This window comes from Streptomyces sp. TLI_185 (assembly GCF_003814765.1).
In the GTDB taxonomy this organism is placed as follows: domain Bacteria; phylum Actinomycetota; class Actinomycetes; order Streptomycetales; family Streptomycetaceae; genus Streptomyces.
The window spans coordinates 7,255,219-7,268,495 of the sequence record NZ_RKRB01000001.1 but is presented as its reverse complement, the minus strand read 5'-3'; the positions used below and the strand labels follow the sequence as shown (position 1 = coordinate 7,268,495).

Here is a 13,277-nt window from a genome sequence, read left to right as displayed (position 1 = left end):
CTTCAGGAGTCCTGGGTTCCTGGGTTCCTGGGTTCCTGGGTTCCTTCAGGGGCCTAAAGCGCGAGGCCCGTGAGGACCAGCACTCGCTCGTACGTGTAGTCGTCCATCGCGAACTTCACGCCCTCGCGGCCCACACCGGACTGCTTGGCACCGCCGTACGGCATCTGGTCGGCGCGGTAGGAGGGGACGTCACCGATGACCACGCCGCCCACCTCCAGCGCACGATGGGCCCGGAAGGCGGCCTGGAGGTCGTGCGTGAACACGCCCGCCTGGAGGCCGTACTTGGAGGAGTTGACGGCGGCGAACGCCTCGGCCTCGCCGTCCACCTTCTGCACGGTCAGGACGGGGCCGAAGACCTCCTCGCAGGAGATCGTCGTGTCGGCCGGTACGTCGGTGAGGACGGTCGGCGCGTAGGAGGCGCCGTCTCGGTCTCCACCCGTGAGCAGGGTCGCCCCGGCCTCGACGGCCTCCTTCACCCACGACTCGACACGCTTGGCCGCGTCCTCGCTGACCAGCGGGCCGACGTCCGTCTTGTCGTCGCTCGGGTCGCCGGTGACCTGGGCCTCGACGGCGGCGACGATACGCGGCAGCAGCCGGTCGTACACCGACGCGTCCGCGATGACCCGCTGCACGGAGATGCAGGACTGGCCGCCCTGGTAGTTGGAGAAGGTGGCGATGCGGGTGGCGGCCCAGTCGAGGTCGGCGTCGGAGGCGTAGTCAGCGAGGACGACGGCCGCGCCGTTGCCGCCCAGCTCCAGGGTGCAGTGCTTGCGCGGCACCGAGTCCATGATCGCGTAGCCGACCTTCTCGGAACCCGTGAAGGAGATGACCGGCAGGCGCTCGTCCTGGACCAGGGCGGGCATCTTGTCGTTGGCGACCGGGAGGATGCTCCAGGAGCCGGCCGGGAGGTCGGTCTCGGCGAGCAGGTCACCGATGATCAGGCCGGAGAGCGGGGTGGCCGGCGCCGGCTTCAGGATGATCGGCGCGCCGGCCGCGATCGCCGGGGCGATCTTGTGGGCGCACAGGTTGAGCGGGAAGTTGAAGGGCGCGATGCCGAGGACGACGCCCTTGGGGAAGCGTCGGGTGAGGGCGAGACGGCCCTGGCCGCCCGCGTCGGTGTCGAGGCGCTGGGCCTCGCCGCTGTTGAAGCGGCGGGCCTCTTCGGCGGCGAACCGGAAGACGGAGACGGCGCGGCCGACCTCGCCGCGGGCCCACTTGATCGGCTTGCCGTTCTCGGCGGAGATCAGCTGGGCGATCTCCTCGGTGCGCTCGGCGAGGCGGCGGCTGACGTGGTCGAGGGCGGCGGCGCGGACGTGGGCCGGGGTGGCGGCGAAGTCCTCGCGGACGGCGTGGGCGGCGGCGACGGCCTCCTCGACCTGAGCGTCGCTCGGCACGCTCACCTTGCTGACGAGGCGGCCGTCCCAGGGGGAGGTGACGTCGAAGGTGTCCTCGCCCGTGGCCTGGCGGCCGGCGAGCCAGAAGGCGGTGGAAGTCATGTGGGTCCGGCCCTTCCGCGATCGGGGGTGTGCAGGGTGGTTGGGGTCCACGGTAGGGCGGTGGGGGTGGGGGTGTGTTTGGCCGGGGTGTAGTGGTCGGGGCGGGGGGTGCGACGGTTTGGAGGGGTGCCGGGTGCGGCCGGAATTTTCGCGCCCCCGCCGCCCCTTCCCGTCCCGACCCGGGGGCCAGCCCCCGGACCCCCGCTCCTCAAACGCCGGAGGGGCTGGATTTGGCGCAGCTCATCTCAGCCCGTCCGGCGTTTGAGGACGAGGCCGTTCAGGCCGAAAGCGGGGGTCTGGGGGCGGCAGCCCCCAGGGGACGGGAATGGGTAGGGGCGGCGGGGGCGAGGAAACGCTGCGGCGGCTACTCCGCCGACGTCGCCTTCAACGCCAGCCACAACTCCATCCGCACGTCCGGATCGTCCAGCGACCGCCCGAGAATCTCCTCCACCCGCCGCATCCGGTACCGCAACGTATGCCGATGAACCCCCAGATCCGCAGCCGCCGCATCCCACTGCCCATGCCGCGACAACCACGCCCGCAACGAGGCCACCAGATCCCCCCGCCCCGTCGCGTCATGCTCGTACAGCGCCCGCAACAACCCGTCCGCAAACGCCTTCACCGCATCGTCGGCCAGCAACGGCAGCACAGACCCGGCCGCCAACTGCTCGTGCCCCACGAACACCCGCCCCCGCCGCCGGGCCACCGACAACGCCTGCTCGGCCTGCTTGTACGCCGCCGCGGCCGCGATCGGCCCCACGGGCGCCGACCCCCCGACCACCAGCTCGTCCTCCTCACCGCCGGCGGCATCCCGCACCGCGTCCGCCCCGCCCCGCGCTGCCTCGACCGCCGCCGCGTACTCCCCGCACGCCGTGACCGCCGCACCCCCGTCCGCGGCCAGCACAACCAGCCGCTCCCCCTCGGGTACGACCAGCACGGCCTCCCCCGCCCGCGCGGCCGCCGACTCCACGATCTCGGCGAGCCCGGCCAGCGGATCGCCGCCCGCGTCGGCGGCGGCCCGCGCGGCCGACTCCGCGATGATCAACCGGAAGGGGGCGTCCAGCAGCCCCCCGTACAGATGGCCCGCGACGGCCCGCGCATGGTCCGGCTCCCCCGCGAGCAGCATGCGCAGCACCGCCGCTCCGATGCGCTGTTCCGCCGCGTGCAGCGACCTCGACCGTTCCGTCGTCAGCGTCAGCAGCGCGATCGCCGAGTGGACGGCGTACCGCTCCGCCGTGCCGAGCGCAGCCGCCGTCCCCACCGCGAGCGCGGCCCGCGGCCGCCGCCCCGTGCCCAGCGAGTGCAGTTCGACGCGGTCCTCGTTGTCCGGAGCGGCGACCACCGAGGACGCCGGCGCGGGCCGCTCCCGCAGCCGCTCCACGTCCGCCGTGAGCCGCCCGGCCCGCCGGCCCGCCCACTCCGGTGCGGTCGCGACGACGGCGCCCGAGGCGTCGTACAGCGCAGCCCATCCGTCGACCTGCGCGGCGAGCGCGGACAGCACCCCCTCGGGCCCACCCGTCAGCGCCTGCTTGGTCAGTTCCCGCTGGGCGGCGAAGCCCGCCGTCACCGCCCGGTACTGGTCGGCAGCGATCTCCGCGGACACGGCCTTGCTGATGGCGAGGAAGGGCGTGCGCCGCGGCACTTCCAGCAGCGGCAGGCCCTCGCCCTCCGCCGCGTCGACCAGCGCCTTCGGGATCTCCTCGTAGTTGACCCCGACGGCGAAGCCGAGTCCGACGACTCCCGCCCCCACCAGCCGCTTCACATACCGACGCATCGCCTCCGGATCCTCCGCGTCCAGCTGCAGCGCGGTGATCAGCAGCAGCTCCCCGCCCTCCATGTACGGCACGGGATCGGCGAGCTCGCTGACGTGCGCCCAGCGGACCGGCACGTCGAGGCGGTCCTCGCCCGCGCGCACGGTCAGTTTGAGCGCGGAGTGGTGGACGAGCGAGGCGAGTGTCGGGGGCATGAGGCCTTCAGGTCAGGCTTGCGGGGATCGGGCGAACCTTTTGATCTTTTGGCCGCCAGGTATGAACGGCCTGTGCCGATTCTGCCTCACCGTACGGTCACCCGGTCCTGTGAAGTCCAGACCTAACCCCGCAGATCCACCAGCAGCGGCGGCGCATTTTCGCCCTTCACGGTGGTCAGCGACAGCACCGCATGCCCGGGCGGCACCCCGTGCGCCAGCTCGGACGCCGACCACCGCTCCCGTTCGACCTGCCGGACGGTCACGGCCCGTGCGGTGGGCGCCTTGCCGGTGATGACGCGCCGGAGCATGTGGACGGCCTTGCCGGCCGGGGTATCGGCGATGATCTGCCGGTCGGTGACGTCCCGTGCCTCGGTCCACTCCTTGCCCCAGACCTCGGCGAAGTCCTGCCCGTCCCACGGGGTGAGCCCGGACAGTGCCATACGGCATCCGGTGGAGCCGAGCAGCGGTCCGCGCAGCGGCCTCGGCACGTCGTCCAGGGTCCGCAGGGTCAGCACGACGCCGGCGTTCCCCGACCGCAGCCGCTGAATCCCGCGCACCGCCTCCGGGGTCACCACGCCCGTCGCGTCGTCCAGCACGAGGCAGGCGAACAGCGACCGGTCCTCGCGTACCGCCACGCTCGCCGTGAACTGCGCCAGCACCAGCCGCGCCAGCATCCGCGAGGCTTCCGCGTGCCCGCGCTCGGGTAGGTCGATACGGACCCGGACCGGGTGGTCGAGGGCCTTGAGGGAGAAGGGCTTCGACTGCCCCGAGGTGTCGAAGAAGCCGGCGAAGGCGGGCCGGTCCAGCAGCGCCACCCGGTCCGCCAGCACCCCCGCAACATCCCCCGGGTGCCCCAACTGCCGCTCGCGAGCGTCCAGTTCGCGCAGCAGCGACTCCTGCCCGGAACCCTGCAGCGCCGTACGCAGTTCCTCCAGCGGCCCGGGCGTCCCGTCCAGCAGCTGCCGCAGCTCGGGCACGGACGGGAAGCGGCCGTGGACCGCCCGGAAGGGGCCGAGGAGCTGGGCGAGCACGGTCGTGGACCGGCGGCTGTCGCTGCCCGGATGCGGATCGGCGAGGTCCCCGACCAATGCCTCGGCAAGCACGGCCGCGGCCTCGTCCGGGTCACTCGTCCCGCCGTACAGGTCCAGGTCGTACACCGACTCCGGATTCCCGATCCGTACGACGACGTCGTACGCGTCGACCGGTCCGAGCCCCGCGCCCGCCGCGCCGACCACGACGACCGCGGCCCGTCCGGCGAGGGCGTGCAGACAGAGCGACTCGGCGAGCGGCCGCACCACGGTGCCGGTCTTGCCGGAGCCGGCCGGGCCGACGGCGAGCAGGGAGGTGCCGAGCAGATCGGGGCCGAGACCGAGGCCGGCGCCGCGGTAGGCGTACGGGTTGCGGGGGTCGTCGGCGGTCGTGCCGAGCCGTACCTGTCCGGTCAGCAGGTCGTGCCGGGCGAGCCGGGCCGGCAGGTCGCGTTCCCCGGAGGGGTGCAGACAGGCGGCGGCGCCGTCCTTGAGCACGGCACCGGTGAACGCGGCGAGGGTGTGCCGGCCGGTGCGCACGCCCTGCCAGGCGCGCACGATCCGGGCGTGGTCGACGTCCCGCATCAGCCCGGCACGGGCCTCGGTGGCGAGCCGCTCGGCGGCGTCGGCGGCTCCGGCGGCGCGGAGCTGGGGCCACTCGGCTGGGTCCTGTTCGGGGGCGGGCGGGCGTTCGGCGCGGGGCGCCGGCTGCCGCCAGGCGGGCGGGCCGTAGCGGCGCCAGATCTCGCTCCAGCGGCCGAGCCTCCCGACACCGATCATGATGACCAGGGCGATCAGCACGTAGTAGGCGTAGACGACCACGACCGAGGCGATGCTGTGCGGCTGGGCCCAGGAGTCGGGGATCATCGCGTAGAGCGGGAGCAGCCACCAGCCGCCGAGGTAGCCGTTCCACAGCAGCGACCAGATCAGCCAGCCGACGAGGAAGGCGATCACCGCGCCGCTGACGAGCTGGCGGGCGGGGATGAGTTCGGGTTCCTCCTCCGGCCGCGGCCGGTGCCCGAACCGCCACACGCCGGGCGGCGTCTCCGGCCGCGGCGCCCGGAGCCACGTCAGGAACGCCGACCCGTCCGGCCGCGGCGGCACGCCGGGCGCGGCCGTGGGCCGCGGCGGTACGTCCGGCGGACCTGCCGGACGCGGCACAGGATTCGCATGCGTACCCCGTGCGTCCTGCGTCCCGTCGCTGTCCATCGCCCTCGCTCCCTGACCAGCCGTTCCGTCCACCGTCAGCGGTCAATCTAACGCCCCGGCACGGGGAGTTCACCGCTTACGCGGCCGGGCCCCGCACCGGCCGCCATGTCCACCGCGGACAAACCCGAACCCCCGACAGCGCCCACATGGAGCATGCCCACCCCCCTCTCCCGGTCCTAACCTGCGAGAAAAGAAGGCAAGAGTCCGCAAGGCCGCACACCCCCAGGAGCCCCTCATGAGTGCACTTCCGCAGGAGCGCCGGATCGTCACCGCCATCCCCGGCCCGAAGTCGCAGGAACTGCAGGCCCGCCGTACCGCCGCGGTCGCGCAGGGCGTGGGCTCCGTGCTGCCCGTGTTCACCGCGCGCGCGGGCGGCGGGATCATCGAGGACGTCGACGGCAACCGGCTCATCGACTTCGGTTCCGGCATCGCGGTGACGTCCGTCGGCGCGTCCGCCGAGGCCGTCGTACGCCGGGCCTCCGCGCAGCTGGCGGACTTCACCCACACCTGTTTCATGGTCACCCCGTACGAGGGCTACGTGGAGGTCGCCGAGGCCCTCGCCGAGCTCACCCCGGGTGACCACGCCAAGAAGTCCGCCCTGTTCAACAGCGGCGCCGAGGCCGTCGAGAACGCCGTAAAGATCGCCCGTGCGTACACCAAGCGCCAGGCCGTCGTCGTCTTCGACCACGGCTACCACGGCCGTACCAACCTCACGATGGCTCTGACGGCGAAGAACATGCCGTACAAGCACGGCTTCGGCCCGTTCGCACCCGAGGTGTACCGCGTCCCGGTCGCCTACGGCTACCGCTGGCCCACCGGCCCGGAGAACGCCGGCCCCGAGGCCGCCGCGCAGGCCATCGACCAGATCAGCAAGCAGGTCGGCCCGGACAACGTCGCCGCGATCATCATCGAGCCCGTGCTCGGCGAGGGCGGCTTCATCGAGCCCGCCAAGGGCTTCCTGCCCGCGATCCGCAAGTTCGCCGCCGACAACGGCATCGTCTTCGTCGCCGACGAGATCCAGTCCGGCTTCTGCCGTACGGGTCAGTGGTTCGCGTGTGAGGACGAGGGCATCGTGCCCGACCTGATCACCACCGCCAAGGGCATCGCGGGCGGTCTGCCGCTCGCCGCCGTCACCGGCCGCGCCGAGATCATGGACGCCGCGCACGCCGGCGGCCTCGGCGGCACCTACGGCGGCAACCCGGTCGCCTGTGCCGGTGCGCTCGGCTCGATCGAGACGATGAAGGAGCTCGACCTCAACGGCAAGGCGAAGAACATCGAGGCGGTCATGAAGGCCCGCCTCGGCGCCATGGCCGAGAAGTTCGACATCATCGGCGATGTGCGCGGCCGCGGCGCGATGATCGCCATCGAGCTGGTCAAGGACCGTACGACGAAGGAGCCGAACCCGGAGGCGACCGCCGCGCTGGCCAAGGCCTGCCACGCCGAGGGCCTGCTGGTCCTGACCTGTGGCACCTACGGCAACGTCCTCCGCTTCCTGCCTCCGCTGGTCATCGGCGAGGACCTCCTGAACGAAGGTCTCGACATCATCGAGCAGGCCTTCGCGCGGATCTGAGCCAAGCGGAATCCCCAGCTCACGCACAGGACCCGCGTCCCATGCGCACCACCCGCCCCAGCCCTGGCATCCCTCGCGATTCCGGGGCCGGGGCGGTCGGCGTCAGGCCATGTGAAGAACGTGTGCGAGGTGGATGGCGGGACGCGATTCCGTCTGTCTTCCGCCCACCCCCTGCCGTAGGTTCTACCCAGATGAGAGATACACCCCGCTCACAGGGGACTGTGGGCGATTTCAGGCCGTGGCCTCCCCAGCTACGACCTGGTCGTGCCCTCGCGCACACACACGGAGCTTCCGGCTCCGGATCTCCTCACCGATCGGGCAGTCGCCCGCCCCAAACCCCCCGGGGTGGGCGTCGATCCGATCTGATCGGCCGCCTCGGAACTACCCCCCCTGTTCCGGGGCGGCCGACCTCCTTTCTTCTCCTTCTCGGGCTTCCCGCCCTCCTCTTCGCGGCGATCACCTGGCAGGTCGTTTCGGGCGGCCTGCTGCTGCGCATGGACCGGCGGGTCAGCGTCGCCCTCGCGCACCCGGACCGCTTCTCGGAACTCCTCTCCGACCTGGGCAACATCGGGGTGGCAGTGCCTGCGCTGGCCGTCGTCCTGGTGTACGTGGCCTGGCGGGGCCGTGCGGCGGGGACGTCCCGCTGGTGGCTGCCGCCGCTCGCGGCCGCGCTGCTGATGGCGCTGGTCCCGGCCCTGGTCGTGCCCCTCAAGGAACTGATCGACCGCCCGGGCCCCGCCGCCGAACCCCCTGGGACCGGCTACTACCCCTCCGGCCACACAGCGACGGCCGCCGTCGCCTACGGCTCGGCAACCCTGCTTCTGCTCCCCTGGCTCCGCTGGGTGCCTGCCCGCCGCGCGCTGCTCACCGCCTGTGCCGTCGTGAACCTCGCCGTCGGGTTCGGGCTGGTGCGGCGCGGCTATCACTGGCCTCTGGACGTCGTGGCCAGCTGGTGTCTGTGCACGGTACTGATCGCGTCCCTGTGGATCTTCCTGGCGCGCCGGCCTCACGGGGGGGCCGACGCGAGTGCAGTGAGTCCGAGTAGTCCGTCCTGACAAACCGCTTGTGCAGACCTCTGGCCATCAGTGGCCCGTCAGATGTCCTCCTCGCGCGCCAGGCCCGCCGCCGCCTCGTGCATCGCCAGTTCGAGGAGTGCGGGGTCCGTGAGGGTGCCCGAGCCGTCCGGCGGGACCAGCCAGCGGACGCCGCCGGTCGAGCGTCCGGGATACGGCACCACGATCCAGGTGCCGGCCCCTGCCGTACGGATGCCGGTGCCGAGCCAGCGGGCCGCGGTGCCCGGCGGCACCAGGAAGCCCATACGGGCGTCCCCGAAGTCGACCAGCACCGGGCCGGGCCGGTCGAGGAAGCGGGTGAGGACGTCGAGTGTGGGATAGCCGAGCTCGCCCGGCAGGATGAGTACGTCCCAGGCCTTGCCTGCGGGCAGCAGCGCGATCCCCAGGGGATTGCGCTCCCACTCCCAGCGGCAGGCCTCGGGATCCGGAGCAACGGACGCCAGCCACTCGACCGCCGTGTTCGCCCCAGCCATGAGGAGACCTCCTGTCTCTCCTGGACGCTGGTCGCGTCACGGGAGAGAGGGAGGTTTCCTGGCGGGCATTACGCGGGTTTTCCCGACACGATGGAGTGAGTTGGATCACAATCGCCGCGGATCGGGGCGCCTCTCAGCTGTCGAAGCCGAGGCCCAGTCGGTCCATCGTGCGCAGCCAGAGGTTGCGGCGGCCGCCGTGCGAATCCGCGCGGGCCAGCGACCACTTGGTGAGCGCGATGCCGGTCCAGGCGAAGGGCTCGGGCGGGAACGGCAGCGGCTTCTTGCGGACCATCTCCAGCGCCGTCCGCTCCGTGGTCTCCCCCGCCAGCAGGTCGAGCATCACCTCGGCGCCGAAGCGGGTGGCGCCCACGCCGAGGCCCGTGTAGCCCGCCGCGTAGGCGACGTTGCCGTGGTGCGCGGTGCCGAAGAACGCCGAGAAACGCGAGCAGGTGTCGATCGCCCCGCCCCACGCATGCGTGAAGCGGACGCCCTCCAGCTGCGGGAAGCAGGTGAAGAAGTGCCCGGCGAGCTTGGCGTACGTCTCCGGGCGGTCGTCGTACTCGCGGCGCACCCGGCCGCCGTAGTGGTGGATCGCGTCGTAACCGCCCCACAGGACGCGGTTGTCGGCGGACAGCCGGAAATAGTGGAACTGATTGGCGCTGTCCCCGAGGCCCTGGCGGTTCTTCCAGCCGATCGACTTCAGCTGTTCGTCGCTGAGCGGCTCGGTCATCAGCGCGTAGTCGTAGACCGGGACGGTGTAGACCCGTACGCGCTTGATCAGGTTCGGGAAGATGTTGGTGCCGAGCGCGACCTTGCGGGCACGGACGGATCCGTAGGGGGTGCGTACGGCCATGCCGGCGCCGTACGGCTTCAGAGTGAGGGCGGGGGTGTGCTCGTAGATGCGGACGCCCAGGGCGAGGCAGGCACGTTTGAGGCCCCAGGCGAGCTTCGCCGGGTTGAGCATGGCGACGCCGCGGCGGTCCCAGAGGCCGGCCTGGAACGTCGGTGAGTCGACTTGTTCCCGTACCGCTTCCGCGTCCAGGAACTCGACGCCCTCGGCGAGGCCCTCGCGCTCCATCTCCCGGTACCAGTCGCGCAGTTCCCACGCCTGGTACGTCTCGGTCGCGACGTCGATCTCGCCGGTGCGCTCGAAGTCGCAGTCGAGGGAGTGCCGGGCGACCGCCTTCTCGATCTCGTCCAGGTTGCGGGCGCCCAGCTCCTGCAGCCTGTGGATCTCGTCCGGCCAGCGGGTCAGGCCGTTGGGCAGGCCGTGGGTGAGGGAGGCGGCGCAGAAGCCGCCGTTGCGGCCCGAGGCGGCCCAGCCCGCCTCGCGGCCTTCCAGCAGGACGACATCCCGTGCGGGGTCACGCTCCTTGGCGATGAGCGCGGTCCACAGTCCGCTGTAGCCGCCGCCGACGACCAGCAGATCGCAGGTCTCGGCGCCGGTGAGCGCGGGCTCGGGGTGGGGTTTGCCGGGGTCTTCCAGCCAGTACGGGACCGGCTGTGCGTCGGAGAGAGATTTCGTCCAGCGGTTCATGGCGCTTGGGGCCATGATTTCAACTCCCTACAGCGTTTCTGCGATTACGCCTTTTGCTTGTTGCGGCGATTTCCGATGAGCATCGAAGAAAGGACCAACAATACGGCGACGAGGAACATCGTCGTACCGATGACATTGATCTGAACGGGCGTTCCGCGCTGTGCCGAGCCCCAGACGAACATGGGGAAGGTGACGGTCGAGCCCGCGTTGAAATTGGTGATGATGAAATCGTCGAAGGAGAGCGCGAAGGACAGCAGCGCACCGGCGGCGATTCCGGGGGCCGCGATGGGCAGGGTGACGCGCAGGAAGGTCTGCGCCGGGCCGGCATAGAGGTCCTGTGCGGCCTGCTCCAGGCGCGGGTCCATGGACATGACGCGCGCCTTGACGGCGACGACGACGAAGCTGAGACAGAACATGATGTGGGCGATGAGGATCGTCCAGAAGCCCAGCTGGGCACCCAGGTTGAGGAACAGGGTGAGCAGCGAGGCCGCCATGACGACCTCGGGCATCGCCATCGGCAGGAAGATCAGCGAGTTCACGGTGGACCGCGCGCGGAACCGGTAGCGGACCAGCGCGAAGGCGATCATCGTGCCGAGAACGGTGGCGCCGATCGTCGCCCAGAAGGCGATCTGGAGGCTGATCGACAGCGATCCGCACATGTCGGCGACGCCGCACGGATCCTTCCACGCGTCCGTGGAGAACTGCTGCCACTGGTAGTTGAAGCGCCCCTTCGGTTTGTTGAAGGAGAACACCGTGACGACGACGTTCGGAAGAAGGAGATATCCGAGTGTCAGCAGTCCTGCTATGACGACGAGATGGCGCTTGAGCCAGTTGAGGACGGACATTTAAACCAGATCCTCCGTCCCGGACTTGCGGATGTAGATGGTGACCATGAGGAGAATCGCGGCCATGAGGATGAAGGAGAGGGCCGCGGCCGTCGGATAGTCCAGAATCCTGAGGAACTGGGTCTGGATGACGTTTCCGATCATGCGGGTGTCGGTCGAGCCGAGGAGTTCGGCGTTGACGTAGTCGCCGGCCGCCGGAATGAAGGTCAGCAGCGTGCCGGAGACCACGCCGGGCATCGACAGCGGGAAGGTGACCTTGCGGAAGGTGGTCCAGGGCTTGGCGTACAGGTCGCCGGCCGCCTCGTGGAGACGCCCGTCGATGCGTTCCAGCGAGGTGTAGAGCGGCAGGATCATGAACGGCAGGAAGTTGTACGTCAGTCCGCAGATCACGGCGAGTGGTGTGGCCAGGACGCGGTCGCCGGAGGTCCAGCCGAGCGCGTTGGTGACGTCCAGGACGTGCAGCGTGTTGAGTGTGCTCACCACCGGTCCGCTGTCGGCGAGGATCGTCTTCCAGGCGAGGGTGCGGATCAGGAAGCTGGTGAAGAAGGGTGCGATCACCAGGATCATGATCAGGTTGCGCCAGCGGCCCGCGCGGAAGGCGATCAGATACGCCAGCGGGTAGCCCAGCACCAGACACAGCACCGTGGCCGCGGCCGCGTACAGCACCGAGCGCAGGAACTGCGGCCAGTACTCGGACAGCGCGTCCCAGTAGGTGGCGAAGTGCCAGGTGACCTTGTAGCCCTCCTCCAGGGAGCCCGTCTGCACGGACGTGGAGGCCTGGTAGATCATCGGCAGCGCGAAGAAGACGATCAGCCAGAGGATGCCGGGGAGCAGCAGCCAGTACGGCACCAGGCGGCCGCGCTTGCGCGGGGGCTTGGTCTCGGGGGCGGGCGCCAGGGGTGGCGCCTCGGTGACGGCAGCCATCAGGCGGCGTCCTCCTCGACATCGGCGACACCGGCGTCGATGTCCTGGGCTGCGTCGAGGCCGAAGGTGTGCGCCGGGTTCCAGTGCAGGACGACCTCGGCGCCGGGCACCAGCCGGGCGTCGCGGTCGATGTTCTGGGCGTAGACCTCGAACTCGGGGCAGACCGGGCTGTCGATGACGTACTGCGTGGAGACGCCGATGAAGCTGGAGTCGGCGATCCTGCCGGTGATGCGGTTGCGGCCCTCGGCGATCTCGCCCGCGTCGTCGGCGTGGGTGAGGGAGATCTTCTCGGGGCGGACGCCGACCAGGACCTTGCCGCCGGTCGTCGTCGGGGCGGAACACCGCGCCTCGGGCAGCACCAGCTTGCCGCCGCCCGCCTTGAGGACGATGTCGTCGCCGTTCTTCGTGTCGACCTCGGCCTCGATCAGGTTGGAGGTGCCGAGGAAGTTGGCGACGAAGGTGGTGTTCGGGTTCTCGTAGAGGTCGGTGGGCGAGCCGAGTTGTTCGACGCGGCCCGCGTTCATCACGGCGACCGTGTCGGCCATGGTCATGGCCTCCTCCTGGTCGTGCGTGACGTGGATGAAGGTGATGCCGACCTCGGTCTGGATGCGTTTGAGCTCCAGCTGCATCTGGCGGCGCAGCTTGAGGTCGAGGGCGCCGAGGGGCTCGTCGAGGAGGAGCACCTTGGGGTGGTTGATCAGGGCGCGGGCCACGGCCACGCGCTGCTGCTGGCCGCCCGAGAGCTGGTGCGGCTTCTTGCGCGCCTGCTCGCCGAGCTGGACCAGCTCCAGCATGTCCTCGACCTGCTTCTTCACCGACTTGATGCCGCGTCGGCGCAGACCGAAGGCGACGTTCTCGAAGATGTCGAGGTGCGGGAAGAGGGCGTAGGACTGGAAGACCGTGTTCACCGGCCGCTTGTAGGGCGGCAGGTTGCTGACCTCCTGCTCGCCGAGGTGGACGGTGCCGCTGGTGGGCTCCTCCAGGCCGGCAATCATGCGCAGGGTGGTGGTCTTGCCGCAGCCGGAGGCGCCAAGCAGGGCGAAGAAGGAGCCCTGCGGCACGGTCAGGTCGAGCGGGTGTACGGCGGTGAAGGAGCCGTAGGTCTTGCTGATGCCCGAGAGGCGGACGTCACCGCTGTTGTCTGTCGTCATCTTCG

The 13,277-nt window shown here is 70.7% G+C and carries 10 protein-coding genes; 2 read left to right on the top strand and 8 right to left on the bottom strand.

All coding sequences use genetic code 11. The features are described from left to right. Window positions 1-53: 53 nt before the first annotated feature. The 3 genes from EDD92_RS33690 to EDD92_RS33680 form a co-directional block, all read right to left on the bottom strand. Complete coding sequence (locus EDD92_RS33690; protein ID WP_123967794.1) at window positions 54-1,496, bottom strand: aldehyde dehydrogenase family protein; 1,443 nt, start codon at window positions 1,494-1,496, stop codon at window positions 54-56. Between the two features lie 364 nt (window positions 1,497-1,860). Beyond that, window positions 1,861-3,462, bottom strand: coding sequence for a PucR family transcriptional regulator (locus EDD92_RS33685; protein WP_123967793.1), 1,602 nt, complete (start codon window positions 3,460-3,462; stop codon window positions 1,861-1,863). 122 nt (window positions 3,463-3,584) lie between these two features. Continuing rightward, window positions 3,585-5,699, bottom strand: coding sequence for an ATP-binding protein (locus EDD92_RS33680; protein ID WP_123967792.1), 2,115 nt, complete (start codon window positions 5,697-5,699; stop codon window positions 3,585-3,587). Between the two features lie 235 nt (window positions 5,700-5,934). Between EDD92_RS33680 and gabT the strand changes: the two genes are divergently transcribed. Together gabT and EDD92_RS33670 are read left to right on the top strand one after the other, a co-directional pair. Further along, window positions 5,935-7,269: a 4-aminobutyrate--2-oxoglutarate transaminase gene (gabT, locus tag EDD92_RS33675; protein ID WP_123967791.1), complete on the top strand. Its 1,335-nt coding sequence runs from the start codon at window positions 5,935-5,937 to the stop codon at window positions 7,267-7,269. 221 nt (window positions 7,270-7,490) lie between these two features. Then, window positions 7,491-8,324, top strand: a complete 834-nt coding sequence (locus EDD92_RS33670) for a phosphatase PAP2 family protein (protein ID WP_260326911.1) — start codon at window positions 7,491-7,493, stop codon at window positions 8,322-8,324. Between the two features lie 38 nt (window positions 8,325-8,362). Here the strand turns inward: EDD92_RS33670 and EDD92_RS33665 are convergent, their stop codons facing one another. The 5 genes from EDD92_RS33665 to EDD92_RS33645 all read right to left on the bottom strand — a co-directional run bounded on the left by EDD92_RS33665 (window position 8,363) and on the right by EDD92_RS33645 (window position 13,272). After that, window positions 8,363-8,815 carry a hypothetical protein gene (locus EDD92_RS33665; RefSeq protein WP_123967789.1) on the bottom strand — a complete coding sequence of 151 codons (453 nt, stop codon included), beginning with the start codon at window positions 8,813-8,815 and terminating at the stop codon, window positions 8,363-8,365. A 133-nt stretch (window positions 8,816-8,948) separates the two neighbouring features. Then, window positions 8,949-10,367: an FAD-binding oxidoreductase gene (locus EDD92_RS33660; RefSeq protein WP_123967788.1), complete on the bottom strand. Its 1,419-nt coding sequence runs from the start codon at window positions 10,365-10,367 to the stop codon at window positions 8,949-8,951. Between the two features lie 29 nt (window positions 10,368-10,396). Next, window positions 10,397-11,197 carry an ABC transporter permease gene (locus EDD92_RS33655; protein ID WP_123967787.1) on the bottom strand — a complete coding sequence of 267 codons (801 nt, stop codon included), beginning with the start codon at window positions 11,195-11,197 and terminating at the stop codon, window positions 10,397-10,399. Then, window positions 11,198-12,121, bottom strand: a complete 924-nt coding sequence (locus EDD92_RS33650) for an ABC transporter permease (protein ID WP_123967786.1) — start codon at window positions 12,119-12,121, stop codon at window positions 11,198-11,200. After that, the gene (locus EDD92_RS33645; RefSeq protein ID WP_123967785.1) at window positions 12,121-13,272 is read right to left on the bottom strand and encodes an ABC transporter ATP-binding protein; all 1,152 of its coding nucleotides are present in this window, start codon (window positions 13,270-13,272) and stop codon (window positions 12,121-12,123) included. The genes EDD92_RS33650 and EDD92_RS33645 overlap by 1 nt, the downstream gene beginning before the upstream one ends. Window positions 13,273-13,277: the final 5 nt, after the last annotated feature.

What these genes read in the sequence shown, in the direction of transcription:
- EDD92_RS33685 (WP_123967793.1), bottom strand. Translation starts at nt 3,462, where the DNA reads ATGCCCCCGACACTCGCCTCGCTCGTCCACCACTCCGCGCTCAAACTG.
- EDD92_RS33680 (WP_123967792.1), bottom strand. Translation starts at nt 5,699, where the DNA reads ATGGACAGCGACGGGACGCAGGACGCACGGGGTACGCATGCGAATCCT.
- gabT (WP_123967791.1), top strand. Translation starts at nt 5,935, where the DNA reads ATGAGTGCACTTCCGCAGGAGCGCCGGATCGTCACCGCCATCCCCGGC.
- EDD92_RS33665 (WP_123967789.1), bottom strand. Translation starts at nt 8,815, where the DNA reads ATGGCTGGGGCGAACACGGCGGTCGAGTGGCTGGCGTCCGTTGCTCCG.
- EDD92_RS33655 (WP_123967787.1), bottom strand. Translation starts at nt 11,197, where the DNA reads ATGTCCGTCCTCAACTGGCTCAAGCGCCATCTCGTCGTCATAGCAGGA.
- EDD92_RS33690 (WP_123967794.1), bottom strand. Translation starts at nt 1,496, where the DNA reads ATGACTTCCACCGCCTTCTGGCTCGCCGGCCGCCAGGCCACGGGCGAG.
- EDD92_RS33650 (WP_123967786.1), bottom strand. Translation starts at nt 12,121, where the DNA reads ATGGCTGCCGTCACCGAGGCGCCACCCCTGGCGCCCGCCCCCGAGACC.
- EDD92_RS33660 (WP_123967788.1), bottom strand. Translation starts at nt 10,367, where the DNA reads ATGGCCCCAAGCGCCATGAACCGCTGGACGAAATCTCTCTCCGACGCA.
- EDD92_RS33645 (WP_123967785.1), bottom strand. Translation starts at nt 13,272, where the DNA reads ATGACGACAGACAACAGCGGTGACGTCCGCCTCTCGGGCATCAGCAAG.